At 68.3% G+C, this 25,550-nt stretch carries 22 protein-coding genes and 5 pseudogenes; 17 read left to right on the top strand and 10 right to left on the bottom strand.

What is annotated here, in order from left to right:
* Positions 1 to 9: 9 nt before the first annotated feature.
* The 10 genes from ACIPC1_RS17465 to ACIPC1_RS17420 all read left to right on the top strand — a co-directional run bounded on the left by ACIPC1_RS17465 (position 10) and on the right by ACIPC1_RS17420 (position 9,567).
* Positions 10 to 1,653 carry a hypothetical protein gene (locus ACIPC1_RS17465; RefSeq protein WP_402517806.1) on the top strand — a complete coding sequence of 548 codons (1,644 nt, stop codon included), beginning with the start codon at positions 10 to 12 and terminating at the stop codon, positions 1,651 to 1,653.
* Positions 1,654 to 1,704: 51 nt separating this feature from the next.
* Positions 1,705 to 2,445, top strand: a complete 741-nt coding sequence (locus ACIPC1_RS17460; protein ID WP_402517804.1) for a ThuA domain-containing protein — start codon at positions 1,705 to 1,707, stop codon at positions 2,443 to 2,445.
* Entirely contained in the window at positions 2,442 to 3,212 is a 771-nt protein-coding gene (locus ACIPC1_RS17455) for a sugar phosphate isomerase/epimerase family protein (RefSeq protein ID WP_402517802.1), read from the top strand. Before ACIPC1_RS17460 ends, ACIPC1_RS17455 begins: the two co-directional genes overlap by 4 nt.
* On the top strand, positions 3,209 to 4,192 hold the full coding sequence (locus ACIPC1_RS17450; protein ID WP_402517800.1) for an NAD-dependent epimerase/dehydratase family protein: 984 nt from the start codon (positions 3,209 to 3,211) through the stop codon (positions 4,190 to 4,192). Before ACIPC1_RS17455 ends, ACIPC1_RS17450 begins: the two co-directional genes overlap by 4 nt.
* Positions 4,193 to 4,302: 110 nt before the next feature.
* Complete coding sequence (locus ACIPC1_RS17445; RefSeq protein ID WP_402517799.1) at positions 4,303 to 5,073, top strand: GntR family transcriptional regulator; 771 nt, start codon at positions 4,303 to 4,305, stop codon at positions 5,071 to 5,073.
* A gap of 259 nt (positions 5,074 to 5,332) precedes the next feature.
* The gene (locus tag ACIPC1_RS17440; RefSeq protein WP_402517797.1) at positions 5,333 to 6,367 is read left to right on the top strand and encodes an SIS domain-containing protein; all 1,035 of its coding nucleotides are present in this window, start codon (positions 5,333 to 5,335) and stop codon (positions 6,365 to 6,367) included.
* Positions 6,368 to 6,428: 61 nt separating this feature from the next.
* Complete coding sequence (locus tag ACIPC1_RS17435; RefSeq protein WP_402517796.1) at positions 6,429 to 7,334, top strand: N-acetylglucosamine kinase; 906 nt, start codon at positions 6,429 to 6,431, stop codon at positions 7,332 to 7,334.
* A gap of 1 nt (position 7,335) precedes the next feature.
* Positions 7,336 to 8,250 carry an alcohol dehydrogenase catalytic domain-containing protein gene (locus tag ACIPC1_RS17430; RefSeq protein ID WP_402517794.1) on the top strand — a complete coding sequence of 305 codons (915 nt, stop codon included), beginning with the start codon at positions 7,336 to 7,338 and terminating at the stop codon, positions 8,248 to 8,250.
* A 166-nt stretch (positions 8,251 to 8,416) separates the two neighbouring features.
* On the top strand, positions 8,417 to 8,614 hold the full coding sequence (locus ACIPC1_RS17425) for a transposase (RefSeq protein ID WP_402517792.1): 198 nt from the start codon (positions 8,417 to 8,419) through the stop codon (positions 8,612 to 8,614).
* 737 nt (positions 8,615 to 9,351) lie between these two features.
* Positions 9,352 to 9,567, top strand: coding sequence for an integrase core domain-containing protein (locus ACIPC1_RS17420; RefSeq protein ID WP_402518778.1), 216 nt, complete (start codon positions 9,352 to 9,354; stop codon positions 9,565 to 9,567).
* Between the two features lie 403 nt (positions 9,568 to 9,970).
* On the opposite strand, the gene ACIPC1_RS17415 is transcribed toward ACIPC1_RS17420, so the two are convergent.
* Positions 9,971 to 11,428 (bottom strand): MFS transporter, encoded by a 1,458-nt coding sequence (locus tag ACIPC1_RS17415; protein WP_402517790.1) that lies wholly within the window; start codon positions 11,426 to 11,428, stop codon positions 9,971 to 9,973.
* Positions 11,429 to 11,856: 428 nt separating this feature from the next.
* A complete protein-coding gene (locus tag ACIPC1_RS17410) occupies positions 11,857 to 12,738 on the bottom strand; it encodes a helix-turn-helix transcriptional regulator (protein ID WP_402518777.1) in 882 nt (293 codons plus the stop codon).
* 276 nt (positions 12,739 to 13,014) lie between these two features.
* Between ACIPC1_RS17410 and ACIPC1_RS17405 the strand changes: the two are divergent.
* The 3 genes and pseudogenes from ACIPC1_RS17405 to ACIPC1_RS17395 form a co-directional block, all read left to right on the top strand.
* Positions 13,015 to 14,069, top strand: a pseudogene (locus tag ACIPC1_RS17405) (IS1380 family transposase); the annotation flags it as partial.
* A 186-nt stretch (positions 14,070 to 14,255) separates the two neighbouring features.
* Positions 14,256 to 14,573, top strand: a pseudogene (locus ACIPC1_RS17400) (transposase); the annotation flags it as partial.
* Between the two features lie 489 nt (positions 14,574 to 15,062).
* Positions 15,063 to 15,677 (top strand): DUF998 domain-containing protein, encoded by a 615-nt coding sequence (locus tag ACIPC1_RS17395; RefSeq protein ID WP_402517789.1) that lies wholly within the window; start codon positions 15,063 to 15,065, stop codon positions 15,675 to 15,677.
* Positions 15,678 to 15,714: 37 nt separating this feature from the next.
* Here the strand turns inward: ACIPC1_RS17395 and ACIPC1_RS17390 are convergent.
* Positions 15,715 to 15,831 (bottom strand): annotated as a pseudogene (locus ACIPC1_RS17390) (AAA family ATPase); the annotation flags it as partial.
* A 165-nt stretch (positions 15,832 to 15,996) separates the two neighbouring features.
* On the opposite strand from ACIPC1_RS17390, the gene ACIPC1_RS17385 reads away from it, so the two are divergent.
* From ACIPC1_RS17385 to ACIPC1_RS17370, 4 genes are all read left to right on the top strand, one after another.
* Positions 15,997 to 17,061, top strand: a complete 1,065-nt coding sequence (locus ACIPC1_RS17385) for a tyrosine-type recombinase/integrase (RefSeq protein ID WP_402517786.1) — start codon at positions 15,997 to 15,999, stop codon at positions 17,059 to 17,061.
* A complete protein-coding gene (locus tag ACIPC1_RS17380) occupies positions 17,058 to 17,372 on the top strand; it encodes a helix-turn-helix transcriptional regulator (protein WP_316784810.1) in 315 nt (104 codons plus the stop codon). The genes ACIPC1_RS17385 and ACIPC1_RS17380 overlap by 4 nt, the downstream gene beginning before the upstream one ends.
* Positions 17,373 to 17,784: 412 nt before the next feature.
* Positions 17,785 to 19,032: a tyrosine-type recombinase/integrase gene (locus tag ACIPC1_RS17375; RefSeq protein WP_402517784.1), complete on the top strand. Its 1,248-nt coding sequence runs from the start codon at positions 17,785 to 17,787 to the stop codon at positions 19,030 to 19,032.
* Positions 18,986 to 19,426: a hypothetical protein gene (locus ACIPC1_RS17370; RefSeq protein WP_402518820.1), complete on the top strand. Its 441-nt coding sequence runs from the start codon at positions 18,986 to 18,988 to the stop codon at positions 19,424 to 19,426. Before ACIPC1_RS17375 ends, ACIPC1_RS17370 begins: the two co-directional genes overlap by 47 nt.
* A 35-nt stretch (positions 19,427 to 19,461) precedes the next feature.
* On the opposite strand, the gene ACIPC1_RS17365 is transcribed toward ACIPC1_RS17370, so the two are convergent.
* The 7 genes and pseudogenes from ACIPC1_RS17365 to ACIPC1_RS17335 all read right to left on the bottom strand — a co-directional run bounded on the left by ACIPC1_RS17365 (position 19,462) and on the right by ACIPC1_RS17335 (position 25,430).
* Positions 19,462 to 19,764: a hypothetical protein gene (locus ACIPC1_RS17365; protein WP_402517783.1), complete on the bottom strand. Its 303-nt coding sequence runs from the start codon at positions 19,762 to 19,764 to the stop codon at positions 19,462 to 19,464.
* 3 nt (positions 19,765 to 19,767) lie between these two features.
* Entirely contained in the window at positions 19,768 to 20,304 is a 537-nt protein-coding gene (locus ACIPC1_RS17360) for a hypothetical protein (protein ID WP_402517781.1), read from the bottom strand.
* Positions 20,305 to 20,453: 149 nt separating this feature from the next.
* A pseudogene (locus tag ACIPC1_RS17355) lies at positions 20,454 to 21,003 on the bottom strand (ATP-binding protein); the annotation flags it as partial.
* A gap of 478 nt (positions 21,004 to 21,481) precedes the next feature.
* A pseudogene (locus ACIPC1_RS17350) lies at positions 21,482 to 21,592 on the bottom strand (Mu transposase domain-containing protein); the annotation flags it as partial.
* Positions 21,593 to 21,880: 288 nt separating this feature from the next.
* A complete protein-coding gene (locus tag ACIPC1_RS17345; RefSeq protein WP_402517779.1) occupies positions 21,881 to 22,201 on the bottom strand; it encodes a hypothetical protein in 321 nt (106 codons plus the stop codon).
* A 209-nt stretch (positions 22,202 to 22,410) separates the two neighbouring features.
* Complete coding sequence (locus ACIPC1_RS17340; protein WP_402517778.1) at positions 22,411 to 25,050, bottom strand: PQQ-binding-like beta-propeller repeat protein; 2,640 nt, start codon at positions 25,048 to 25,050, stop codon at positions 22,411 to 22,413.
* A gap of 2 nt (positions 25,051 to 25,052) precedes the next feature.
* A complete protein-coding gene (locus ACIPC1_RS17335) occupies positions 25,053 to 25,430 on the bottom strand; it encodes a hypothetical protein (RefSeq protein WP_402518775.1) in 378 nt (125 codons plus the stop codon).
* Between the last annotated feature and the right edge of the window lie 120 nt (positions 25,431 to 25,550).

Here is a 25,550-nt window from a genome sequence, read left to right as displayed (position 1 = left end):
ACAGACAGAATGCCGATCAACCCCCACCTCAGCCGCCGCACCCTGTTCAAGGGCGCCGCCTTCACCGCCTTGAGCGCGACTTCGTTGTCCGCGCTGACCGCGTGTTCGGGCGGTACAGGGGTGAGCTCCGCCCCCGCCGGCAAGGCCGTTCCCATCCCCACCTATGTCGAGCCGGCGAACAAGCCGAAGCCCCTCCTGCCCGGCACCGCGCAAGGCGTCATGGACGTCTACGCATCCTTCCCGCTGAACGGCGCACGCACGGTGAAGCAGGCGCCCGGCGACGGCAAGGAGTTCGAGTTCCTGGTCATGACCTACGGCCAGCCCGCCCCGCCGCTGGACGAGAACGTCTACTGGCAGCTGCTCAACAAGGAGCTGGACCTCCAGCTCAAACCGCTCAGGGTGCCCTACGCCGACTTCGGCACGAAGTTCCCCGCACTCGTGGCCGGCAACGACCTGCCCGAGGTCGTGTCCGTGCCGATGGGCATGAACGTGTCTCGTCTGCCCCAGCTCGCCCAGGCCCAGTTCACCGACCTCAGCGAGTACCTGTCGGGCGACGCGGTGAAGAAGTACCCCAATCTCGCCGGCATCCAGGAGGCGAGCTGGCTCAACGGGTACCTCAACGGCCGTCTCTACGCCGTCCCGAAGTCGGACCCGCCGTTCACCAGCCAGCTCTTCGCCAAGATCGACGTACTGCAGAAGGCCGGGGCCAACCCTGAGCCGAAGACCCTCGCCGAGTTCACGGAGATGGCGAAGGCCGTCACCGACCACAAGGCCGGTGTCTACGCGTTCTGCGGCGTCGTCAACGACATGCAGACCGTCGAGAACATGATGATGATCTTCGGCGTGCCCAACCGTTGGACACAGCAGAGCGACGGCAGCTTCCTCTCCCACTACGAGCACGAGCAGTTCATACCTGCCGTCGCCGCCCTCGCCGACCTGAAGAAGGCGGGCTACTTCCACCCCGACACCGCGACCATGAGCGAGGTGCAGCGCGGCGCTCTCTTCCGCGCCGGGAAGATCGCCGTCATGGTCGACGGCAACCGCTCGGTCGGTATCACCTTCGACGACCACGACGTCAAGTTCAGCATGATCCCCCCGTTCGAGAAGGACGGCGGCAAGGCCACCTACTGGCAGGGGACCGGTGCGTACGCCATCACCATGCTGAAGAAGACCAGTGACAAGAAGAGGATCGACCGCTTCTTGAGCGTCCTGGACTACCTCGCCTCACCCTTCGGCTCGCAGGAGTCCTTCGTCCTCACCTACGGCGTCAAGGGCAGCGACTACACGGTCAAGGACAAGGCCCCCGTCCTCAGCAAGCAGGGTCAGCGTGAACAGGACCTCGGCTTCGCCTACATCGCGGGCGGACCCCAGGTGCTGTGCGACCCGCAGGGCGCCCCCGGCGTCGACGCCATGTACCACGCGTGGCAGTCCAAGGCCGCCCCGCTGCTGCTGCCCAATCCGGCCGCCCACCTCTACTCCGCGACGTACGACACCAAGGGCTCCTCCCTCGAACAGCAGATGAAGGACGCCATCACCGCGGTCACCCTGGGCCGTTCGCCCGCCTCCAGCCTCAAGGACGCCGTGCGCACCTGGAAGCAGAACGGCGGCGACCGGATGGCCAAGGAGTACGCCGAGTCCGCACAGAAGGCATAACCGCACCGCACGGCCGCGCCCCGCACGCGGCCGTTTCCAGGAAGGACCCGGATGAAACTGCGAGGCTCCGCCTCGGCCCTTGTGGTGGTGGAAGGAACCGACCTCCACCACGACCTCATCGGCGCCGCCCTTGCGCTCCAGGAGATCGTCACCGAAGCCGGACTGTCCACGGCGCGCGCCGTCGGCCTCGACCGCTTCACCGACCCGATGCCCGCCACCGCAGAAGCCGACGTATACGTCCTGTATCGCTCGTCGACCGTCTTCGATCCGCGCCAGCAGAAGGCACTCGCCGACCTGGTGGCCGCCGGGAAGGGCCTCGTCGTGCTGCACGCCGGCAACCTCTTCGGCTTCGGCGAGGGCGGCCTGGACGCGGACCGCACGGCGTACGAACTCATCGGGTCCCGGTACCTCTCGCACGGCGACTCCGGCTCCGAAGGCCGCTTCGACGTCCGGATCCGCACCGACCACCCCGTCACCCGCCACCTGGTCGACTTCGCCATCGACGACGAGTACTACGTCCTGGAGTACGCCGACGACGTACAGGTCCTCGCCGACCGCGAACGACCCGACGGATACACCGAACCACTCGTCTACGTGCGCGAGCACGGCGCGGGCCGAGTCTGCTACAGCGCTCTCGGCCACGACCCCCGCGCCTGGGGCAACCCGGGCTTCCGGCAGCTGGTGCGCCAGGCCGCGCTCTGGGCCGCCGGGCTCGACGACGTGGACACCGTGGAGAGCTGGTCCACCCGCTGGCCGCTGGGCAACGGGCGCACAATCGGAGACCGCACATGACGACATCCCCGCCGCCCGTGATCGCGGCGCAACTGTGGTCGCTGCACAGCGAGGCAGCCGACGACCTGCTCGGCGTCCTGGCCAAGGTCGCGGCCCTCGGCTATCCGGCCGTCGAGACCATCAGTCTGTACGGGCATCAACCGGCACGCGTGCGCGCCGAGTTGGATGCTCTCGGCCTCGCGCTGTGCAGCGCCCATGCCCCCTTCCCTGTCGACGAGGACGCCGACAACGTCCTCGACGCGTACGAGGAGTTGGGTGCTGACACCCTCGTATGGAGCCTGGAGCCCGAGGAGTTCACGAGCGTCGATGCCATCCATCTGGGTGCCGACCGTGTCAACCGCGCTGCCGCGAACGCCGCCGTACACGGCATGACCATCGCCTACCACAACCACTTCGCGGAGTTCCGCAACGTGTTCGACGGCCGTACCGCGTACGACATCCTGCTCGACGCACTGGAACCCTGTGTACTCCTCCAGCTCGACACCTACTGGGCCCACACCGGAGGAGTCGATCCCGCAGCACTCGCCGCGTCGCTGGGCGACCGCCTTGTCTCCGTCCACCTCAAGGACGGGCCGGCGCGCGGTATGGACGACCACATGGTGCCCTTCGGCGAAGGTGTCGTGGATGTGGAGGCCGCCGCCCGCGCCAACCCGGCCGTGCGCTGGAACATCGTGGAAATGGACCGCTCCCACCACGACATGTACCAACTCCTCGGCCGCAGTTACACCCATCTGGTCGGGCGCGGACTGGCCCGGGGAAAGCGGTGAGTTCCACGATGCGCGTCCTCTTCCTCGGCGGCACCGGAGTGCTCAGCGCCGCCTGTGTATCTGAACTCGCCAAGCAGGACGTGGAGTTGACGATCGTCACACGCGGCAGTGACACGCACCGACCCGTCCCGCCCCAGGTCAGGCACCTCCAGGCGGACGTCCGCGACGCCGCCGCGATGGACACCGTGCTCGCCGGGACCGAGCACTTCGACGTCGTCGTCAATTTCATCGGCTACCACCCCGACGACATCGCCGCCGACGTCGCCCGCTTCACCGGCAGGACAGGACAGTACGTCTTCATCTCCACCGGATCTGTCTACGCCCGTCCCGCACCCCGCCTCCCCGTGGACGAGTCCTCGGCCCGCCGTGCAGGGAATTTCGACTACCCCCGGTTGAAGCTGGAGTGCGAGGAGGCCCTTGAGCGCGCCCACCGCCGCGACGGCTTCCCCGCAGTGATCATCCGGCCCGCCCACGTCTACGACGAGACCGTCCTGCCCCTCCTCGCGGGCTGGACGGTCATCGACCGCTGGCGGCGCGGACGGCCCGCCGTCGTGCACGGAGACGGCACCTCGCTGTGGAACCTCATGCACGCCCGCGACTTCGCCCACGCCCTCACCGGGCTGCTCGGCGACGACCGCCTCACCGGAGAGTCCCTGCACATCACCTCGGACGAGATCCTCACCTGGGACGGCATCCACACGTCGCTCGCCCGCGCCGCCGGCGTAGAGCCGCTGCTCGTGCACCGCTCCAGCGAGGACATCGGCCGCGAGATCCCCTGGATGGGGACCGTACTCACGGAGGACTTCCGTCATTCCCTCATCTACGACAACAGCAAACTCCACCGGCTGCTCCCGCAGTTCACGCCGGGCACGCCCTTCCGCAAGGGCGCCGTCGGCATTGTCGACTGGTTCGACGGTGATCCCGGGCGCCGGCGTACCGACAAGGAACTCGATGCGGCCTTCGACCGAATGGCCGGATGAAACGGGGCGCCCGAATGGAACAATGGACCGGAACCGAACCACGGACCGGAACCCACGCGAACATCGACACCGCAGGAAAAGCTGCAGGAAAAAGGGAAGGTCGGGACACGGTGAACACGACGCCTGAGGACACCTTGGCGCCCATCGCCGCGGACCACCACGAACCCCTGTGGGTGCAGGCCGTCGCGGCGATCGAGCAGCGGGTCAAGGACGGTTCGCTCCCGGCCGGACGACGCCTTCCCGCCGAGCGTGAGCTGTGCGGTCAACTGGGCATCAGCCGCGTCACGTTGCGGCGCGCGCTGCGTGAGCTGGTCGAGAAGAAGGTGCTCAGCTCCTCGCACGGACGCGGCTGGTACGTCGCGGAACACGGCGGCACGGACCGGGAATGGCCCAACTTCCTGGAGTCGTTCAGCGAGACCGCCCGCCGCAAGGGTCTGACGCCCTCCTCGCTGGTGCTGAGCGCAGACGTCAGCCCGGCCACCCTCGACGAGGGCGACGAGTTCGGGGTGGCAGCAGGGACGGAACTCTTCCGTCTGGACCGGGTCCGGATGCTGGATGGGCTGCCCATCGGCGTCGACTCCTCGAGGGTCCCGCTGAACCTGGCCCCCGGCCTGGGGCAGGTCGACTTCGCTCACGCATCCATGCTGGACGAGCTGACCGCGACCGGATTCGAACCCGTCAACGCCGAGTCGATGGTCGAGTCGCGCGGCTGTCCCGCCGACCTCGCTCCGCACCTGGACATGGCTCCCGGTGAGCCGGTCCTCGTCATGGAGTCGGCGATGACGGACGCCAAGGGGCGGGTCGTGCTGATCACGACCATCACCTACCGGGGTGACCGGTACCGGCTGCGGACATCATTCGCGCGGGGCGGGTCGGCCTGAGGCGACGCCCTCCCGGGTTGTGAGAGCGCGAGAGTCCGGCGCAGGGGGCTGAAATTCCGTTCCGACACCGGGCACCCGTGCGCCTGGCCTGGGGCGGCTGTTTCCCCCGTGTCCGTTTCCTCGTACGTCTCATTCCGCCAGCCGCAGGTCTCGTACGTACACACCTCCAGTCGCCCCCATCGCTTCGCGCGCCTCCGGCGCCGTCCGCAGCCCCATCCCGGCGCCGACATCGGCGCCTCCCCCCACGAAAGGAACTCCCGTGCCCGCAGCTCCCGAAGGGACCATTCCGTACTCCCAGGGCCGAGCGGCTCAGCCCGCCGCCCTGGAACGGATCGTGCCCCATGTCGCCGCTCAACTCGATGAACTGGGCGCCGTGTTGACAGCACGACGTCCCGTCTTCACGGGGATCGGTGCGAGTCATGCCGCGCTCGCTCTGCCCGTACGACTGCTCGAGGAGTTCGGGCTGCCCGCCCGTCGCGCACTTGCCGGTGATCTTGTACCCGGGACGGTGTTCGCCGATGCGGACCTCGTCATAGGGGTGTCCCAGTCCGGCCGCAGCACCGAGACGCTCGAAGCGCTCGGGTATGTCGCACCCGAACACCGCGCCGCCCTGGTCAACGCGGCCCCTTCGCCGCTCGCCGAGAGTGCGACTCTTCGCGTCGACCTCGGCAGTGAACCCGACAGCTATGCCTCCACGGTCGGCTACACGGGCACGCTCATCGCGCTGACGATGATCGCCCGGGCCCTCGCGGGCTGGTCGTTGGCGCGGATCACCGCTGAATGGGCGGGTATTGCGGGGCTGTTGGAGGAACAGGAGCGGGCGATGAGCACCACGGTCGACGAGTTCGCGGCACGGGCCGCCGGCATGGTCGCCGCGGACCTCGTCGCCTCGGGAGCTGCGCGATCCGTCACGGAGGCCGGAGCGCTTCTGCTGCGCGAGGTGTGCCGGGTCCCTGCCACCGCTCTGGTCACCCGCAACTACCTGCACGGCGCCATGGAGTCGGCGGGCCGAACCCTGCACGTCACCATCGGAGACGGCCGCGAACTCGACCTCGCCCGCACGCTGGCCGAGGCGGGCCACCCCACCCTCGCCCTCACCACGATGCCCCTCACCAGCTCCGGTTTGCTGTACGTCGTCCCGATCCCCGGTCACCTCTCCCTCCCGGTCCGTACGGTCCTGCAGACGAGCGTCGTGCAGCGACTCGCGGGTGCGCTGGCCCAGGCACGGGGCGTCGACATCGAGGACTTCGTTTTCCACCACGCCGACACCAAGACGCAGGAAGCCGTCGGATGAGCCCGACCCCGACCCCGTTCAAGGCCCGCACCTGCAGCACCGAGACCGAGGAGCGCGCGGTATGAGGCCCGTCGTAGCAGGCGTCGACATCGGCGGAACCAAAACCCACGTCCTCCTCGCCGACGCCGTCGCTCACACGGTGACTGACGACGTCATCCTGCCGAGCACTGACTGGCAGACCCGTGACCTCCGCCGGGCGGCGGACTGGCTCATCGCCCGACTGCGTGCCATCGCCGGTGACGTGGAGCTCGTCCGTATCGCTGTCGGCGCTCACGGGTGCGAGACGCCGGCGCAGAGTTCACTGCTCGCCGAGGCCCTGGGTGGCGCACTGGGCGGCATCCCGGTCACTGTCGTCAACGACGCCGAACTGCTCGTCCCGGCAGCCGGGTTCGAGCACGGCATCGGAGTCGTCGCGGGGACCGGCTCCATAGCTGTCGGGCGCCATCGCGATTCCGGCGTGCGGCTGTCCGCGGGAGGCTGGGGCTGGGTCCTGGGCGACGAGGGATCAGGCTCCGCTCTCGTGCGCGAGGCCGCACGCGCGCTCCTCACCCACACCGACACCGGCACCGACCTCGCCGCCGACCCTTTGACGAAGGCGCTGCTCGGCTCCTACGGCGCAGCGGACCTGCCCGAGCTGGCCGCCGCGATGAGCTGGGACGGCGGTGTGGAGACCTGGGGGCGCCACACCCAGGCGGTCTTCACCGCGGCGGACGAGGGCTCGGCGCTGGCCCGCGACGTCATCGCGGAGGGGGGAAACGCTCTGGCCGGCTTGGTGACACGGCTGGCCGCGCGCGGAGCCCGCACCGACACGGTCGTCTTCGCCGGAGGAGTCATCACCGGCCAGCAGCGCCTGTGGACCTCTGTCACCAACCGCCTCGCCCATGATCTGCCAGGAACCGCACCGCACCTGCTCGACGCCCCGCCGGCACGCGGAGCCCTGAACCTGGCACTTCACGGAGGTCACTGACATGCGCTGGTCCCAGGTGGTCTCGGCCCGCACAAGTGAGACGGTCGAGGGCCCCGACGCCCCGCCCCGCCCCGGCGAAGTCGTCGTACGTACGGCGCTGTCCGGTCTGTGCACCTCTGAACTGCCGGCCTGGACGGGACACGATGGCGGTACGCCACTGCGCCTGGGCCACGAACTGTCGGGCGAGATCAGCGCGATCGGTCCCGGGGTCCACGGTTGGACCGTCGGGGAACAGGTCACCGGATTCGCCTCGGGAGCCTTCGCCGAGACCGTTCACGTCCCGGCCAGGGACCTGCTCCCGTTGCCGCTCAACCTGAACGCCAACACGGTCCTGGGCGAGCCGGTGGCCTGCGTGGTCGAGGCGCTGTCCAGGTGCGGGCCGGCTCCGGGGCGACGGGTGGCCGTCGTCGGGCTGGGCTTCATGGGCCTGATCGCCGTCCAAGTGGCCGCGGCCGCCGAGCCCGTTCATCTCGTGGGCGTCGATCCGCGGCCCGAGGCCCGTGCCCTCGCGACCAGTCTCGGCGCGCACGAGGCGTGTGCGCCGTCCGACGCCGACCCCGGCTCGTACGACATCGTCGTCGAGTTCACGGGATCGGCGGCAGGACTGCGGCAGGCCGGCGAACTCACAGCGGAACACGGCACGTTGTGCGTCGCCGGCTACCACCACCACGGCCCACGCACACTGGACATCGAGCTCTGGTACCGAGGGGTCACCATCGTCAACGGCTTCACCCCACAGCGCCACCGCCAGCTCCAAGCGCTCCGCGACGGCCTGGACCTGATGTCCGCCCGGCGGCTGACCCTGGAGCCGTTGCTGACCCACGAGGCCCGACTGGACGACCTCGACGAGGGATTCCGCCAACTCGCCGAGAGACCGGCCGGGTTCGTGAAGTGCGTCGTACGGCCCGGAGCCTGAACCTTGCGCAGGTCTGTACTCCCTTCGCCCCCAGGAGGCGTGTATGTCCCGGAGATCATCGCGACGTATACGAGTATGTGAGAGCGGTGTGGCGGGAGAGCGCCGTCGGGATCCTGTCTCTCCCCTCGTAGCGTGAAGACCGCGGATGCAGGGGGAGTTGGGAGTCATGGCGGAGAAGCGACGGACGTTCGATCCGGAGTTCCGCGAGGGCGTTGTACGGATCGTGACAGAGACCGGAAAGCCGGTCGCCGAGGTTGCCAAGGACCTCGGCATCAACGAGACCACCCTGGCCAGCTGGCTGTCCCGGGCCCGCCAGGCGGGGACGGCGCCGGCCGGCGAGAGCGATTCGCTGGAGCGGCTGTGACGGGAGAACACCCAGATCAAGCGGGACAACAAGGAACTGGGCATGGAGCGTGATGTGCTCAAACGGTGCGCGGCCCTGTGGGTGGAGTAGCCGTGCGGACCCGTCCCAAGTGGTCGGGGTGATCAGCGACTTCAGGACCGAGTACGGCATTGCGCAGCGCGTCTCGTGCCGCGCCCTGGGCGTGGGCGAGGCGTGGTTCTACAAGCGCCGCACCCAACAGGCCCGGCGCGCGACAGCCGCGCCACCTACGGCTGGTACAGGTGGTCAAGGAGGAGTTCACCAGCTCCGGCGGCACCTACGGCTCGCCGAAGATCTAGATCGCGCCGGTCCGCAAGGGCTGGCGGATCTGGGTGAACACCATCGCGAAGATCATGGCCGAGCTCGGTCCGGCGGGTCGAGAGATCCACAGGCGTCGGGGCTGACCAGGCCCGGGAAGCGGCCGGCCGCCCCGGACTTCGTGCGCCGTGACTTCACCGCCGAGGCACCCGACCTGGTCTGGTGCGGGGACATGACAGAGATCAAAACCGGCGAGGGCAAGCTGGACTTGGCCACGGTCATCGACCTGTTCTCCCGCAGCCGCTCGGCTATGCGACAGGCGCCAAGCACGACGCCGACCTGGTCGTGGCCGCCTTGCACAGGGCTGGCACGACTCGCGGCGGGACGTCCGCGGTGTCCTCTTCCACAGTGATCACGGCAGCGAATACGCGTGTCGGAAATTCCGCCGGGCCTGCCGCGGACTGGGCGTCACCCAGTCCATGGGCCGGGTCGGTTCGTGCTTTGACAACGCCGTCAGTGAGGCGTTCAACAGCGCGCTGAAGGTGGAGTACCTCCACCGGCACACCTTCGCCACCCGCGCCGAGGCCTGGATCCGGATCGCGACTTGGATCACCGACTTCTACAACACACACACCGGCTACACAGCGTGTAGCGACTGGAACAGCCCGATCGACTAACCTCGCGTTTTCATGAGCTCGGCCGTCCGAGGCTTGATCACAAACGCGAGAAGCGCTCCTGCTTATCGAGAGTCATGGTGGCTGTGAGGAAAGAAGCACTTCTCAGGTGACCAAGCGTCCGTGTCGGGGCGACGGCCGGGGGTGTCCTCGCAGGCAGTCGCTGCCGACGCCGCGGACGGCTGTTCCGCTGTCCTCAGCAACGTGCGCACCTCATTCGTTGACGGTGACCACTGCACCCTGGCCGCAGCCCCCGAGTGGGCACTCATGGGGAGTCGAGACTGCCGACAACTGTCCGAACTGTTTGCGGGACAGCAACGAGCCCGGTGTGACAGGGGCATTGAGGGCTGTGTCACACCGGGCTCGGGGAGCTTGGCAGCTCACTCGGGGTTGCCGCTGAGAGGGGTCAGGCTGCGGGTGCGGGCTCCGGAGCGGGGGCCGCGCGGCGCAGCAGGGTGAGTGCGACGAGCAGGCCGGCGATGCAGACGAATCCTGCGGTGAGTGTCGCGGCGTGCAGTCCCCCGAGGGTTGCGAGCTTTGCCGTGGTGGTGGAGGCGAGTGCGGCGGAGCGGGCGGTGACGATGGCGGCCAGCCCGGCCACGCCGATGGCTCCGACGAACTGCGGCATCTGCGAGAGCGCGCCGGCCACACCTTGCTCGTCACTGCGCAGGCCGGAGGTGAGGGTGGTGATGAAGGCGACGACGGCCAGGACGTGGCCGAAGCCCATCACGCCCGAGGTGACCATCAGCAGCAGCGGGAGGTTGCTGTTCGCGGGCAGGAAGACCATGAATCCGGTACCGATGGCCTGCACCAGAAGTCCGAGAACCATGGTCTGGCGGGTGCCCAGTGAGCCGATCAGCTTTGATGCGATGGTGCCAGCAACAAGGGCGGTGGCACCTTCGGCGAGGAAGCCGAAGCCGGTCGCCAGTGCCGAGTAGCCCAGGACGTCCTGCATGTAGAGGCTGAGTAGCACGGTGGTACCGCCGCACATGCCGAAGGTGACGAAGCCGACGACGAAACTCCACTTGACCGTGGGCCGCTTGAGCAGTTCCAGCGAGACGAGGGGGGCCGGGTGGCGGGCTTCGACGAGCAGGAAGGCGGCAATGAGTAGCACGGCGGCGATGAGGGAGCCGAGCGTGGAACCGCTGGTCCAGCCGGCGTCGGCACCCGTGGAGATGCCATAGACCAGAGCGAACAAACCGCCGCTGGCCAGGATTGCGCCGGGTACGTCGAGCCGGGCGGCGACAGGGGCGCCGTCCTTGGGCAGCAGGACCGCCGCGCCGAGCAGGACGAACGCACCGAGAAACACCATGATCAGCATGGTCCAGCGCCAGCTGAGGCCGCTGGTGATGAGGCCGCCGCCGATGGTGCCGATGACGAAGCCAAGGGAGAGCAGGGCGCCGTTGACCGCGAGGGCCTTGGTGCGCTGCGGTCCTTCGCGGAAGGAGGCGGTCATCAGGGCAATGGCGGTGGGGCCGATCATCGCGGCGGCAATACCCTGGCCGGCGCGGGCCGAGATGAGGACGGCGGGGTTGGGTGCGAGCCCGCCCACCAGAGACAGCCCGGTGAACAGGATGATGCCCAGGATGAACAGGCGGCGCCGGCCGACGAGGTCCGAGACACGGCCGAAGAGCAGGAGGAGGCTTGCTGTGGGCAGCAGGCAGGCGGTGGCCACCCACTGCAGGTCGCCGGCGGTGGCGAAGTTCAGATCGCGACCGATCTCAGGCAGCGCCACCGTGACGATCGAGAAGTCCAGCGCGATCAGGAAGGTTGCACTGCACAGCGTGATCAGGGTGAGCCAGCCCCGCACGCCCAGTTTGTCGGGTGTTTCGGAAGCGAGATGGGGGGTGTTGGTTACCACCATGGTGGGATGCCTCTCACAAATGAGCTTTGGGTGGGTGAGAACAAGCCTGTGGTCCGGGGGGTGCGCTACCCAGCCCTCTGTGGTGGGCAGGCCCGCGGTGTCTACCCCTGGCAGGTGCAGGCTCCAGCCGACCATCGATCGTCAGTGAAGGTCTCGGGGTGTTACTTCACCAACGTCAGGCAGCAAACGCCCGCGCACAGTGCGGGGTTGTCGTAATCGGGGCGGACATCCGGGCGGAGGTTGCGCCGAGCGGCCGGCGTGCGCTGCTTGTGTGCTGCAGCAGGTCGTGGCACGAGAAATTCGGCCCACTGCAGCGGCGTCGAGGAGACGGAAAAAGGCCCGGCCTGGCAGCGACGGGGGATGACGAGGCCAGGCCGGGCGGGGTCCGCGCGCCCCCGAGGGCGCGGCGAACGTTCAGGAGCCGGTGATCAGTCGGCTACGGCGGTTTCCTGCTGGGCGACCGAGGGCGACAAGCTCAGGTCGGACAGCAGCTGGAGCGCCGCGTGTGAGGACGAGCCGGGCTCGGCGTTGAAGACCGCCACGCGCTGTCCTTCGTCATGTGGCAGGTCGAGCAGTTCGTTGGTCAAGGTCAGCGCGCCGACCAGAGGATGTTGGAAGTCCCGGGTGAACTGCACACAGGGGCGCACGGTGTGTGCGGCCCACAGAGAGGCGAACTCGGGGCTGTGCAGGGTGAGTTCGCCTATGAGCTCGGTGAAGCGGGGATCGTCGGGGTAGCGGGCTGCCGTCATGCGCAGGTCGGCCACGGTGTCCCGGGCTTTTTCGTGCCAGTCGGCATACAGCTCACGCGTGTGAGGGTCGAGAAACACGAGGCGGGCCACGCTGGGGCGGCTGCCTGCATGGGCCGGTGCGTCGAAGTCGATGTGCGCTGCGAGCAGGGCATGCGCCATGCGATTCCAGCACAGCACGTCGCCGCTGCGGCCCAGGACCAGGGCGGGCACGTCTCCCATGGACTCGATCATCAGCCGGATACCGGGGCGGACCTGTTCGGGCCGGGAGCGGCGCCGAGTACGCGGTTTGTTGCGGGCCAGGCCGTGCAGGTGAGCGCGCTCGGCCTCACTGAGCCGCAGCACCCGGGCGATCGCATCCAGCACGGCGTCCGAGGCGTTGGGGCTCTGTCCCTGCTCGAGCCTCGTGTAGTAGCCCACGCTGACTCCGGCCAGCTGCGCGAGCTCCTCGCGGCGCAGTCCGGGTACCCGGCGGCGGCCGTAGTCGATGAGGCCGACGTCCTGCGGCTGGAGCCGGCCACGCCTGGCGCGGAGAAAGGTACCGAGTTCGGCTCGCTGGTCCATGCTGTGTGGTCGATGGTCCATGCATGCCAGCTTGGCAGTTGCGGACGTTTGGTGCCTGTCCCCGCCAGGTGCAGGCACCGGGAGCGCGTTGTCCCTGGCTATGTCGGTGCCATTCGTCGATGCGGCGGTCTGTGCCGGCGGCGGCTTTTAGCCGCGAGCTTTCACAAAGTGAGCTGTCCGGCCAGTGATCACGAAATCAGAAAGTACCTCTGACCAGCGAGAATGAGGATTGTCGAGGTCCTAGTTTTCGTACCGTCTGGAGGCATTTCCCAGGTGATGAAACGTATCGGACCTTACCCGCGTGTCTGCGTCGAGGGCGGCGGTCGGGCCGTGGTCTCGCAGGCCGGGGCTGTGCTGCTGGAGGACACGGTCCGCAAGACTGGGCTGGATCAGGCGATATCGACGGCACTGTCACCGTGGCGCAAGCCCCGGGCGGTGCACGACCCGGGCAAAGTCCTGCTGGATGTGGCGCTCGCGGTCGCGGTCGGCGGAGACTGCCTCGCCGACGTGGGGAAGCTGCGGGCCGAGCCGGGGGTGTTCGGTCCGGTGGCTCCTGATCCCACCGTCTCCCGCCTCATCGATGTCCTCGCCTCGGCCGGGCCTAAGGCCCTGGCGGCGATCCGCACCGCACGGGCCCATGTCCGCGAACACGTCTGGGAGTTGGCTGGACAAGCGGGACCGGACGCCAGCGGACAAGTGATCGTGGACATCGACGGGGTGCTCGTGCTGGCTCACTCCGAGAAGCAGGATGCCGCCGCGACCTGGAAGAAGACGTTCGGACACCACCCGCTGATGGCTTTCGTCGATCACGGCCGAGGCGGCAGCGGGGAGCCGGTCGCGGGCTTGCTGCGGCCTGGCAACGCTGGCAGCAACACAGCCGCCGACCACATCACCACCGCCCAACTCGCCCTGGCCCAGCTACCGATGAAGTACCGGCGCGGACGTCAGACACTGATCCGGACCGATTCCGGCGGCGGCACCCACGAGTTCGTGGCCTGGCTGGCCAGGCGAGGCCGGTGGCTGTCGTACTCGGTCGGCATGACTATCACCGAGTAGACCCACCACGCCGTTCTGAAGGTTCCAGGCTCGCCTGGACGGCGGCCACCGAGCCCGGCGGCGAGGTCCGTGAAGGCGCCTGGATCGCCGAGCTCGACGGCGACGTAATCAAGGGCTGGCCGAAGGGAATGCGGCTGATCGTCCGCAAGGAACGTCCGCACCCCGGCGCCCAGTTGCGCTTCATGGACGCCGACGGACTGCGGCTGACCTGCTTCGCCACCAATACCACCGGCACGGCGATCGCCGCCCTCGAGCTGCGCCACCGCCAACGGGCTAGGGCCCGTCCGGCCGATCAAGTCGCGGGAAATCGGCGGCGCCTTATGAACGCCGTGAGCGGGGTCTGGTGCATGCAGCTGCAAGGCGGAGGAGGGAGTCGACGCGGCGCGTCGGCGACCGACGAGAACGCGGCAGATGTGCGTGCCAGACCCCGCGTCTGCGGCACGATCGGCAGGACAGGTCCTAGAGCCGAAGACCGCATTCGAGGTGCCCGTGCCACCGGCCTGCGCAACCTGCCACTCCACGGCACGGCGCAGAACCGGATCTGGCTGGAGATCGTCCAGCTCGCCCTGGACCTGCTCGCCTGGATGCCGATGCTCGCCCTGACCGGCCGGGCCCGGCTCTGGGAGCCACGCCGTCTGCGGATCCGTCTGTTCTCCGCCGCCGCCCAGCTCGTCACCACAGCCCGCCGTCGGCAGCTGAAATTCGCGACACACTGGCCTTGGACCGACGTGATCACCGGCGCGATCGCACGTCTGCAGGCACTCCCGAACCCCGACTGACCAGCAGCGACAACCCGCCCCAACGACCAGAATGCGCACGCCGGTGGCGTGTAACCCGGCGCCCACCCGACGCGACAGCCGGGCCGCTGGCCTGCCCGCACCCGACCCAACATGCCGAACGGCCCACAGGATGAACCGGAAAGCCGTCACGAAAGATCGAGGCCAACACGACTACTGGGCCGGCCTCGCCGAGGATCTGGCTGCATAGGAAGGTCTCCACGAAACGGGGGGATTGACAGGCGAGGGCGAGTGGGGTGTTGAGCAGGTTTGAAGGCTTTGAGTATTTGGCTTTGAACAAGTTGATTGGCGCCACTACGGGGTCGCTGTAGTCGTGTTGTGGAGTTCGGATGCCGGTCAGGGACCCTGAGGGTTGTTCCGCAATTGATCTCGCGGAGCAGAGGCGCGAGTCGATGCCTTAGCGAGTCTCGGGGGACGTTCACAGTCATGTCAACATAGGTTGACGTACCTACCTCGTCAACCTATGTTGACATGATGGGTAATCAAGCGCTTCTTGCCTGCGGGATGGCCGCTGGCCCTGTATTCACCCTCACGTATCTGCTGGAAGGCGCCAGCCGTGTGGACTACCAACCGTTCCGTCATCCCGTCAGTTCGCTCTCCCTCGGCCGTGCCGGGTGGGCGCAGACCGTCAACTTCCTCCTCGCGGGCTTACTGTCGCTGGTCTTCGCGGTGGGCCTGTGGCGTGTAGGGCCTTCCGCGTGGGGTGCTTTGCTGATCGGTGTGTGGGCGGTGGGCCTGCTGAGTGCAGGCGCCTTCCGGACAGATCCGGTGAGCGGCTATCCTCCCGGCACCCCTGATCAGCTCCAGCACCACACCCGCGCAGGGGCGCTGCACGACCTGTTCTCGCTCATCGGATTCCTCGCCCTTACGGTGGCCTGTTTCGTATTCGCCCTGTCCCACTCGCCCGGGTGGGCCATCTACTCGATCGCCAGCGGCGTGCTCTTCGCAGCGACGATGGCCCTGGCCAGTGCCGCGTTCAGCCAGCATCAACGCTGGGTCGACCTCGGCGGACTGATCCAGCGTCTCTCACTCACGATCGGCTGGACCTGGCAGACACTGCTCGCCCTGCGCATCCTGCACACCTGATGGTTGCCCTGTAGGACCTGGTCCGTCCCCCCGCCAACTACTGGGCGTGCTCGGCGCGGGCCTTGGTGTGGGCGAGTCGGTAGGAGTCGGTGCCGGTCTCGATGATGTTGCCGCCGAAGGTGAGGCGGTCCACTATGGCCGCGCAGAGCCTCGGTGAACGTCTTGGTCCACGCAACTGGGGCTGGCACTTGTTCCCCGCGAGGAGTCTGCCCTGGCACCTGGCCGTAGGCGGGTCCTGGGCGTCTCTTTGATTGTCTCGCTGACAGCATGCTTTTGAAGGCGCTACCTTCATTCATCAGGTGCGAGGAAGGTGTGCCCGATGGTGGAGTCGCGTCTGCGGGTGATCGAGGGCCGAGCAGTCTCTGACCTGCCAGCTGCCCTGGACCCGTGGGAGTTCCAGGCGTTATGCGTGGAAGCGTTCGTGGCCTCCTGGCGGGCCCGCGGGTTCAGCCCGGTGGCCATCGAGAACGACACCGGCCTGCTGGAGCGGACGCTGCAAGCCCTGCGCCGGCCCGCTTGGGACGTCACTCCTGAGGACATCGACCGCGTGGTCGGCGGCTTGGCGGTGGACGGGCGTGCCCCGTCCACCCGCCGTGGCTATGTCCAGATCTTCAAGGGCTTCCACCGGTTCCTGCAGGCCCGCAAGGCCGTGGAGATCGAGGCCGCGTTCGGGATCCGGCTGGTCTGCCCGGTCGACGAGTTCAACGCCTCGCGCCATGTCGGCGACGACTCGCCAGCTCTGCTGCCGCCACCGACCCCGGAGCGCGTCGAGGAGTTCTTCGCCTTCCTCAAAGCCCGCATCGCCACCGCCCGCAAGTACGCACCCGCCGCCCGCGACTATGCGCTGTTACGGACGCTGTATCACGCCGGCCTGCGCTCGGACGAGGCAGCGCGCCTCGACCGCCCCGATGTCCACTTCGACCGCGGCCCGTTCGGGAAACTGCACGTGCGCTTCGGCAAGGGCGCCCACACCTCCGGGCCGCGGCCGCGTTGGGTGCCCATGCTCGACCAGCTGGACGTGGTCCTGCACTGGTTCCTGGACGACGTGCGCGGCAAGTTCCCCGACTCGCCCGCGCTGTTCGCCGACGAGTCCGGCGGCCACCTCCACCAGGGCACCGTCCGTAACCGGCTGCGCTATCTGATGGAACTCGAAGGCTGCCCGTCCGCAGTCCGCTTCAGCCCGCATGCCCTGCGCCGGGCCTGCGCGACCCACAACTACGAACGCGGCGTGGACCTGGTGGCCATCCAGCAACTCCTCGGTCACTGGACCGTCAGTTCAACCATGCGATACGTCCGGCCCTCGGCCACGTTCATCGAGGACGCCTATCGCCGTGCGGTGACCAGCACCCTCAGCGAGCTCACCGGAGAGGATCCCGCGTCGTGAACATCAAGTGGAAGCTACGGATCGCCGCCGCCCAGCGCGAGGTCTGGACCGGCGCCCAACTGCGGCGGCTCCTGGCCGAACGGGCCGGCCTGGAGCTGTCCTCAGCATCGGTGTCGGCGCTGTTCACCAAGGAGCCCTCGCAGGTGAAGATGTCGACCCTGGCCGCGCTGTGTACCGCGCTCGAATGCACCCCCAACGACCTGATCGAGGTCGACACCACCCCCGTCCAACGCCCCGCCACCCCCGCCCGACCAGCAGCAGAGCTGCCCCGGGCCGCCTCAGCCACCGGCCGGTCCATGCCTCCGATCTGACGCGAACGGGGACGGGGCGACGATGGGCATGTGACAGCGGGATTGCGTCGGCTGCGGGGCGTCGGTCGGGATCATCGGCCGGGACTACTGCTGCCGCTGCACCGCCCGGCTCAAGGACGAAGCCACCCGAACCCCCTGCCCGACCTGCCGAAAGTCACGGGTCCTGCAGAAAGACACCGGACGGTGCATCAACTGCTCGCGGACCTGCACCACCTGCGGCCGGCCGGTGCGCTCTCCGGCCGCCACCAGCCGCGGGGCCTGTCGGCGGGAAGCCGAGCGAGTCGCGGCCAAACGGACCTGCCCGCGCTGCCAACGGCCCGGCTTCCTGCAGACCGCCACCGGCTGGTGCGGCCACTGCTCACGCGTCCGCCAGCCCAAGCAGCCACCGCGTGCGTGCGCCGGGTGCGGCCAGGTGCGAAGCCATGCCGGACTGGGACTGTGCTCGGCCTGCTGGCAGAAGCACCCCGACCGGCTGTTCATCACCGCCGCCAACCTGCAAGAACGCCTCACCGACCCACCGCCGTGGCTGGGCGACTTCGCCGGCCACCTCGCCGCCCGGCACTGCGCCAGCCGGGCCTGCACCATGATCAGCGCTCTCGGTCGGCTCCTGGAGGACGAACACCCCAATCATCCGCAGGCTCTCCTGGAGCGTGCTCGTCGCCCCGGCCGCTCGATGGGCTCCCTCGCCCGCGCGCTGGAGGACTTCTTCACCCAGCGCGCCCTGGCGCTGCCGACCAACCACGCCGACCAGCTAGCGGCCGGCCGCCGCCGACGCCGCATCGAAGCCGCCCCGCTGCCGCTGCGGCCCCAGATCCAGGCGTTCTCCGACGCACTGCTGCGAGCACGTGAACGTGCCCTGCGCGCCGGGACCCTGCCGCGCGCCGACATCACCATCGAGGCGACCCTGGCCATCGTCCGCGACCTCGCCCGCTTCCTGGCCGACCAGCGCGGCAAACTCGACTGGGCCCTCGCCGACGTCGACGACATCGAAGCGTTCCTGGCCACCCGGCCCAAGGCCCGCCAGCGCCGACTGACCGTACTGCGGCAGTACTTCCGCTTCGCCCGCTCTGGCAAAGTCGTCCTCGTCGACCCCACCCGCGGTCTGAAGGCGAAAGGCCCGTCCGGGTTCAGCGGCGCCACCGTCGCCGTCGACCAGCAGCGCCAGCTGTTCCGCCGCTGGACCACCACCACCGACGCCCACCCCCACGAGGCCTTCCTCGGAATGCTGGCCCTCCTGCACGCGGCCTCCAGCAGCGAAGTGCGAAACCTGTGCGTGGACGACATCGAGCCGATCAACCGCACCGTCCAACTGGGCAAACGCCCGCATCCGGTGCCGATGGACCCGGCCAGCTGGTCGGTATTACAACGCTGTCTGGCCCACCGCGAGAGCCAGCGCACCGACAACCCCCACGTGATCGTCACGAAGATCACCAAATCCGGCCGGTCCGCGGCCTCGACTGCCTATGTCAGTCACATCATGGACCCCTGCGGTGTTCCGCCCCGGACGCTGCGGTGCACCCGGCTGGCCGACCTGGTGAACACCCTCGACCCGAAGCTCGTCGCCGCGGTCCTCGGCATGGACCCCGAAGGCGTCATGATCTACCTTGCCGACCATGTCGAGGCTGGACGCCTCCCCGAACAGCGTGAACGGAGACACTGAGGTGCGACACCTGTCGCCCGTGTTCGCCCTTGGAGCACTGCACCGAGGGAAGGAGATCGAGCAGTTCCTCGGCGGCATCGAGCGCGACGGCCGCCAAGTCGTTCGCTGGATTGCCATCAGCCCCGACCGCTCGGGCGTCACCGTCTATCTCAGCGAAGTCGTGGACGCTGGCACCGACACTTTCCACGACGTCACCGAGTTCCCGCCCCTGGACCCGGACGAAGAGAGCTGGGGACGGGAAATCGCCGTCCTGGCGACTCCCGAGGAAGCCCTCCAGGTGGCCGTTCAGGAGCTCGGAGCGGATCCCGGACGCTGGGTCAATCAGGGCATTGTGTGCGACGAATACCGTGACTTCCGGATCGCTCGTAAAGCCCAGAGTCCGATGCAACCGTGACCTCGCGTCAGGCCCGGCATTGCCTCGGAATGTGGTCAGGCCTGGTCGACCTCGTCGAGCGCCACGAGCAGTTCGTCGACAAGTGCGTGGTGCTGTTCCCGTTCGCCAATGCGCGCCGGAGTGGCGAGGACCAGAGTCTTTGCCAGACCAAGGTCTCCCGGCCCAGCACCCAGCAGTTCGCGGGTGACAACGATGGAGTCCATCACGCCGATGCCACGCGCGCTGAGCATCGACTGGATCGCTGACATCTCCGTGCCTGTCGCCAGCAGGGGGCGGAGCTCGTCGGTCAAGGCCGAGAGCCGGATGGCCCGTTTGGCGTCGAGTCCAGAGAGTGCCATCGCTCAGCTCCCGTCCTTTGCCGGTACGGGTTCGTCCGCAGCGTCGGCCATGACGAGGCCAGCGCTGACCGCCTGCCTGTCGTCGATCCCGACATGCCGCAGGAAGGCCCAACGATCCAGCTGAGTGCATGCCCAGCTGGGATCGTATGCCGCGGTGGGCAGCTGGGGGATGCGCTTGCGGCCCGTTTCGTCCAACCGATACGGCTCCTCGAATGCGGTGTTCCACGCTTGGACAGCGGGGGTGTACCGCTCTCGGGCCTCTTCAGCACTGATATCCAGGTAGGCCGCGACCTGTGCCCAGGAGCTGCCGCGTTCGACTTCGTAGACGACGGCCGAGTTCAGAGTCCGCTCAGCTAGTTCGATGAGCTGTCGGGCTTGGCTGACGCGACCGGCGAGTCCGGTATCAACATCGTTTCGAGTACCCACCAGCCCGGCGGCGCTGTCCGCCACCTCTGTGGCGTGGTCGGCAAGTACGAGCCGGGCCAGTCCTTCACGGGAGTACGCGGATCGGTCATGGTCGTAGGGGGTCGGCTCGCTCATGAGGGACAGAGTTCCATGTCCACGTGTTCTGCGGGTACTGAGTATTCACGGCCGACTACCCCATGAACGGGCCGATTCACCACAAGGCGGGAACCTGCCTTGTTTCGGCGCTGCCTGGCAAAGGTTCGCCGGAAAATGTGCGCTTTAGAGAAGGACTCGTTGGAGGCGATGGCCATACTGTTCTTCTCCTCGCGCTCGGTCGGAACCTGGAACAGTAGCTCGGCGCCGCGCCGGTCCAGTTCCATATAGCCCAGCTCGTCAATACAGAGAAGATCGACCCTTCCGTAGCGGGCGATCGTTTTGGTCAGCAGCGTTTCGTCGGCGGCCTCGACGAGCTCGTTGACGAGTTTGGTCGCCAGGACGTACTTGACCCGGAAGCTGGCCATCGCGGCCTCGGTGCCCAGCGCGATCAGCAGGTGCGACTTGCCGGTGCCGCTGTCGCCGATCAGACACAGCGGCCTTTTCGCGGGGGAAACCCGCGGCTTTGATCCGGCGTTCGGAGCGGCGGTTGCGGTCGTCGCATTCGGCCATCAGCAGCTCGGCCAGGAACCCGCGGTAGGTCATCTGGTTGCGGGCCGCGGCGTCGGCGAGCTCGGAGAACTGCCCTCGCATGGTGGGCAGGCGCAGGTTGCGGCAAGCCGTGTCGATGGCCGCGTCGGCGGCGGGCTCGGTCAGACCACGGGGACGGGCGGAGCGCACCGCGGGACTCCCTTAACTGGTGGGATGCTCGGCCGGAGGTCGGGTGTGACGAAGGAGCTGGTCGTAGGCGGCCACCGAGGGCAGCGGCCTGGGGCCCGGGGGCAGTGCGGCCAGCCTGCGTGCGGTCAGTGACACCACCGGAGAGGCGATATGTCCCAGGGCCGTGTCCAGGCCCGGCTCGCTTGGAGTTTCGCCTTCGGCGGCCAGGCGGGCTTCCAGGGCCACTGCGTCTGCGGTCAGGGCCCCGGGCCCGCAGGGCGGCGGCGATCCCGGCGACGACGTGGTCGTGGCGGGCGGTTTCCCACCAGGCGTCGTGCACGGGGGTGAACTTCCCGGCGGAGCGGGCTTGGTCCAGTGCGGTTGCCCCGGGCAGCGCGCCTGGCTTGCGCAGCAGTCCTTCCAGGTAGTGGTCCAGGTCGAGGCGGCTCCCGCCGCGTGTGATGAGGAGCTCGTGCCGGGCGACTTCGGCGCGGCCCTCGTAGACCACCACTTCGGAGGCGGGCAGCAGGACCCGGACCTGGCGGCCTATCAGCCGTACCGGCATCGAGTAGTGGTTCTGCCGCACGGTGATCTGCGCGTAGCGGTCCACGCGCGGGGTCAGGAGCCGCCCGGTCTCGAAGTGGTCTGCCGGCAGCGGTTGGAGCAGGGGCTTTTCGATGGCGAAGTACTCGCCGACGCTGCACGGGCGCTCGCCGATCCGGCGCTGGTCGTCCTGCCGGTCCCACTCATCGATCCGGGTGTTGAGCTCGGCCAGGGTGGTGACGTCGGGGACAGGGACCAGGTGGTTGCGGCGGATCAGGCCGACTTCGCCCTCGACGCCGCCCTTCTCCTGGGTGCCGTCGATGCCGGGCCGGCAGTAGAAGGCGTCCAGGTCGGCCTAGGAACGGAACGCCGTCCAGCGGTCTGTCTCCACCCGGGCCCGGGTGAAGCCGAGCACCCGGGCCACTGTGGAGGTGAGGTTGTCGTAGCGGACTTTGCCCCTGGGTACTCCGCCCAGCACTTGGAAGGCGTGGACATGGCCCTCGAAGAAGGCTTCCTGCCCTTGCGAAGCCGATACGTGATGAACGGCCTTCCCGGAGAAGGGGAGCCGGAAGACGAACAGGTAGCACAGGGCGCGTACGCCGTCGAGCGTGAGGTCGACGTCCCCGAAGTCGACCTCGGCCTCCTCGCCGGGGCGGTGTGTCTGCGGGATGAACACGCTGGGTGGTCCGCGGCCTCGGCCCAGATCTCGGGCTTGCGGCGCCTGATGCAGTCCCGTACTCGACCGTAGGAGACGTTGTTCATTCCGCGCTCGTCCACCAGCCGGTCGAAGACCCGCTTGGCGGTGTGCCGCTGCTCGCGCGGGGCATCCAGATCAGCACGCAGAATCGCATCGATCAGATGCTTGTAGGCGTCTTCCGTCGGCGTCTACACCGGCACCGCATACAGTTGATCCCACGTGCTGACGTAGACCAGCCCGCCGGACACCGCTGGCGTGGACGCGGGCTCGTGGGTGGGGAACTTCCACCGTTGCTTGCCGGTGGCGGCATCCACCGCGTACAGGTACTTGTCGTCGCTGGCGGTGCTGACGTACACCACCCCACCGGACACCGCCGGTGACGAGGACGCGGCACTGCCGGTGGGGAACCTCCACTGTTGCTTGCCGGTGACGGCATCCACCGCATCCAGATACTCGCCGCCGCCGACGTACACCACCTCGCCGGACACCGCTGGCGAGCCACCGCCGCCGTTGATGAACAACCACTGCGGCTTGCCGGTGGCGGCGTCCACTGCATACAGCTGTCCGCCGAAGGTGGTGAAGTACATCACGCCGCCAACAACCACCGGCGGTGCGCCGGACACGATGCCGATGTCGGATTTCCACCGCTGCTCACCGGTGGCGGCATCCAGCGCGTACAGCAGCCCATTGTCGATATGGCCGACGTACACCACTCCGTCGGCCACGGCTGGCGATGACCGGAACACACCGGCGGCGGTGGGGAACTTCCACTGTTGCTTGCCGGTGGCGGCATCCACCGCATACAGGTACTCGTCGCTGCTGACGTATACCAGCCCGTCGGCCACCGCTGGCGAGTACACGTTTCCGCCTGTGGGCAACTTCCACCGTTGCTTGCCGGTGGCGGTATCCACCGCATATAGCTGCTTGCCGCCGCAGACGTACACCACCCCGCCGGACATCGCTAGCGACGAGGGCTCATCGGCATTCGTGACGGTGGGGAACTTCCACTGTTGCTTGCCAGTGGCGGCATCCACTGCATACAGGTACTCGTCGCTGCCCCCCACATACACCACCCCGCCGGACACCAGCGGCGACGAGTAATTCGAGCCGCCGTTGGCGAACGTCCACTTCGGTCTCCGGGAGTTGTCGGTCTTCACGATGTACCAGCCGGCGACACTGAGTCCGGTGGCAGTGATGGTCCCGGCGAGGCCGAGCAGAACCCGTCGTCGGGATATGCCGGTGGGGCCTGCGGTCGGAGCCGCAGAGGGCTGGGGCGCCTGGTCGGGAGGGTCCGCCTGCAGGCGGGGCTCTGGCCCGGTGGCGCCGCCGGTAGGGACGGTCGCGGGGAGAGTGCTACTGGGCTGCCGATTCGTCCAGTTCTGCTCGGGAGCGGTCTGCCGGGGCGGCACCGGGTTGGTGATGGGGGGTGCAGTCTGCGGTAGCGGCGTGGGTGTCGGCGCCGATGCGCGGCTCGGGGTGGGGCCGGGCGTCGTGAGTTGACGGTTGGCGGTGTGGGGAGTGGCGTCTGATGTCGCCGGGAGGACGGCGGAAGTTGTCGGGTTGAGCCCGGTTAGAGCGGGGAGGTCGGGTTCGGCCGGGCGGGCTGCGGGCGGTGACACATCGAGTGCAGGCTGACCCGGCGTGTCGGGCCGCGAGGTGCTCGGCGGGATTGGTGAGGGCTGCCCGGTGGTGGGGGCGCCCCTGTCAGTGGGCCGGACCGGTGATGGGCTGACGCCCCTTGGGGTAGCGGTGTCAGGGCCGTGGCTGCTGTGCTCGGGCGGGGGCGCCGCACTGGGGTGAATGTCGGGCAGTGTCTTGGTCGCAGTCTCCGCCGCGTCGGGTACTGGACCGGCCGGTGGTTCGCGGGGGGTTTCGGGTGGTTGGGGAAGGAGGGACCGCAGGCGTGCGGCAGCTGCGGCCGACACGAGTCGGCTGTCGTCGTCTGCGAGGCGGCGGATCTCCTCGCGGACGTGGCTGCGGACGTTGTCGTTGCCGATTCGGTGCAGGTGGGCGAGTCCGTCGAGGGCGGCAAGCCGGTCGGTGGCGATCGGGCTGCCGAGCGCATTGCTCAGATAGGACGGCAGGGTCCAGTTGATGTTCCGGGCGATGACGATGCGGCCTTCGACATTGTCCTGCTTCTTCGGGCGCTGCTGTGGCATCTCGTCGACGACCCGGTCGTGGACGTAGCTGTAGAGCTCGTCGAGGGTGATGTTTCCGTCACCGTCGAGATCGGCGCTGCCGTCCCGCAGGCCCGCCACAAGATGGCGGGTGAATACTGACTGGGCGGCCTCGCCGTGCGGCTGGTTTCCTTCGAACGAGTACTGGGCGGCATCAGATGCGGTCAGTACGATCCGGCCCCGGCCCTGGAACCGTTCCAACGCGTGCACATCGGTGTCGGCCTTTGCGATGCGCCCGGCCGGGAAGGCGCCGCTGTAGCAGCAGTCGAGGATGAGCACCTTCTGCCGGGACATGGAACCGGACATGGCCTGGTCGACCTGCTCGGCGGGCAGGGACGTGAACAGCAGGCTGTCGCGGCGGGTGTTTGCCGTCGCCAGATAGAGGCGGCCGTCCTCGTCCTTGAGTCCGTGACCGGTGAAATACAGCAGGGTGAGGTCGTCGCGCCGCCGGTCACGGTAGAGGTCGCCGATGGCTTCCCCCACCCGGTGATGCGGCTCGTTGATCAGTGTGGTGACCTCGAACCCCGCGATGTCGGGATCCTTCAGGACCGCGGCGAACGCTTCCGCGTCGTGAGCCGGAGCGGTTAGCCTCCGCAGTCCGGTGTCCTGGTAGTCGTAGGTGGCGATCAGCAGCGCCAGTCGGCGTCCCATGGCTAACTGCCTGTGTGTCGGCGGATGTAGGCGTCGACCAGGTCTCGCCGCTCGTCGGCGGACGCCCGCTCCAGTTCGATGGTGTCGCCGTCGATGGTCAGCGAGACGCGATGCCGTGCGGAGGACCGGTCGAGCCAGTCGCGCAGGGTCTCGACGAGCGTGCTGAACACCCCGCCAGACGCGCTCAACGCCACGACGACCGCCCCCAGCATGACCGCATCGGCGCCCTTCGCACCGTCCGGGGCTGTGTCCATCGGCGCGGGACGGACCGACTCGACGTCCAGCTCGGCGATCTCGGCCCGCAGCCGGTGCGCCAGTAGTTCCCCCGCCTCCGGGTCCAGCTCGGGGTCGGGCGCGACGAGTAGCAGTACGTTCACCATGCCGTCCGACTGGGTATTAGCGTGGCCCGTTCTCATCGAAGCGTCGTCCTGCATACGTCCCCCGTCGGCGAGTCATCGCGAAGCCGTACCAACAGTGTGGCGGCCAGCGGCTGCCAACGG

Origin of the sequence: Streptomyces sp. NPDC087263, from assembly GCF_044744645.1 — a bacterium.
GTDB lineage: Bacteria > Actinomycetota > Actinomycetes > Streptomycetales > Streptomycetaceae > Streptomyces.
Note: the sequence above shows the minus strand (reverse complement) of the source record. Positions and strands in the feature narration are given on the sequence as shown.

Excerpts from the sequence above, each read along its gene's own strand:
- ACIPC1_RS17465 (WP_402517806.1), top strand. The coding sequence starts at position 10 with ATGCCGATCAACCCCCACCTCAGCCGCCGCACCCTGTTCAAGGGCGCC.
- ACIPC1_RS17460 (WP_402517804.1), top strand. The coding sequence starts at position 1,705 with ATGAAACTGCGAGGCTCCGCCTCGGCCCTTGTGGTGGTGGAAGGAACC.
- ACIPC1_RS17455 (WP_402517802.1), top strand. The coding sequence starts at position 2,442 with ATGACGACATCCCCGCCGCCCGTGATCGCGGCGCAACTGTGGTCGCTG.
- ACIPC1_RS17435 (WP_402517796.1), top strand. The coding sequence starts at position 6,429 with ATGAGGCCCGTCGTAGCAGGCGTCGACATCGGCGGAACCAAAACCCAC.
- ACIPC1_RS17430 (WP_402517794.1), top strand. The coding sequence starts at position 7,336 with ATGCGCTGGTCCCAGGTGGTCTCGGCCCGCACAAGTGAGACGGTCGAG.
- ACIPC1_RS17425 (WP_402517792.1), top strand. The coding sequence starts at position 8,417 with ATGGCGGAGAAGCGACGGACGTTCGATCCGGAGTTCCGCGAGGGCGTT.
- ACIPC1_RS17415 (WP_402517790.1), bottom strand. The coding sequence starts at position 11,428 with ATGGTGGTAACCAACACCCCCCATCTCGCTTCCGAAACACCCGACAAA.
- ACIPC1_RS17410 (WP_402518777.1), bottom strand. The coding sequence starts at position 12,738 with ATGGACCAGCGAGCCGAACTCGGTACCTTTCTCCGCGCCAGGCGTGGC.
- ACIPC1_RS17395 (WP_402517789.1), top strand. The coding sequence starts at position 15,063 with ATGATGGGTAATCAAGCGCTTCTTGCCTGCGGGATGGCCGCTGGCCCT.
- ACIPC1_RS17385 (WP_402517786.1), top strand. The coding sequence starts at position 15,997 with ATGGTGGAGTCGCGTCTGCGGGTGATCGAGGGCCGAGCAGTCTCTGAC.
- ACIPC1_RS17370 (WP_402518820.1), top strand. The coding sequence starts at position 18,986 with ATGTCGAGGCTGGACGCCTCCCCGAACAGCGTGAACGGAGACACTGAG.
- ACIPC1_RS17365 (WP_402517783.1), bottom strand. The coding sequence starts at position 19,764 with ATGGCACTCTCTGGACTCGACGCCAAACGGGCCATCCGGCTCTCGGCC.
- ACIPC1_RS17360 (WP_402517781.1), bottom strand. The coding sequence starts at position 20,304 with ATGAGCGAGCCGACCCCCTACGACCATGACCGATCCGCGTACTCCCGT.
- ACIPC1_RS17340 (WP_402517778.1), bottom strand. The coding sequence starts at position 25,050 with ATGGGACGCCGACTGGCGCTGCTGATCGCCACCTACGACTACCAGGAC.
- ACIPC1_RS17335 (WP_402518775.1), bottom strand. The coding sequence starts at position 25,430 with ATGGTGAACGTACTGCTACTCGTCGCGCCCGACCCCGAGCTGGACCCG.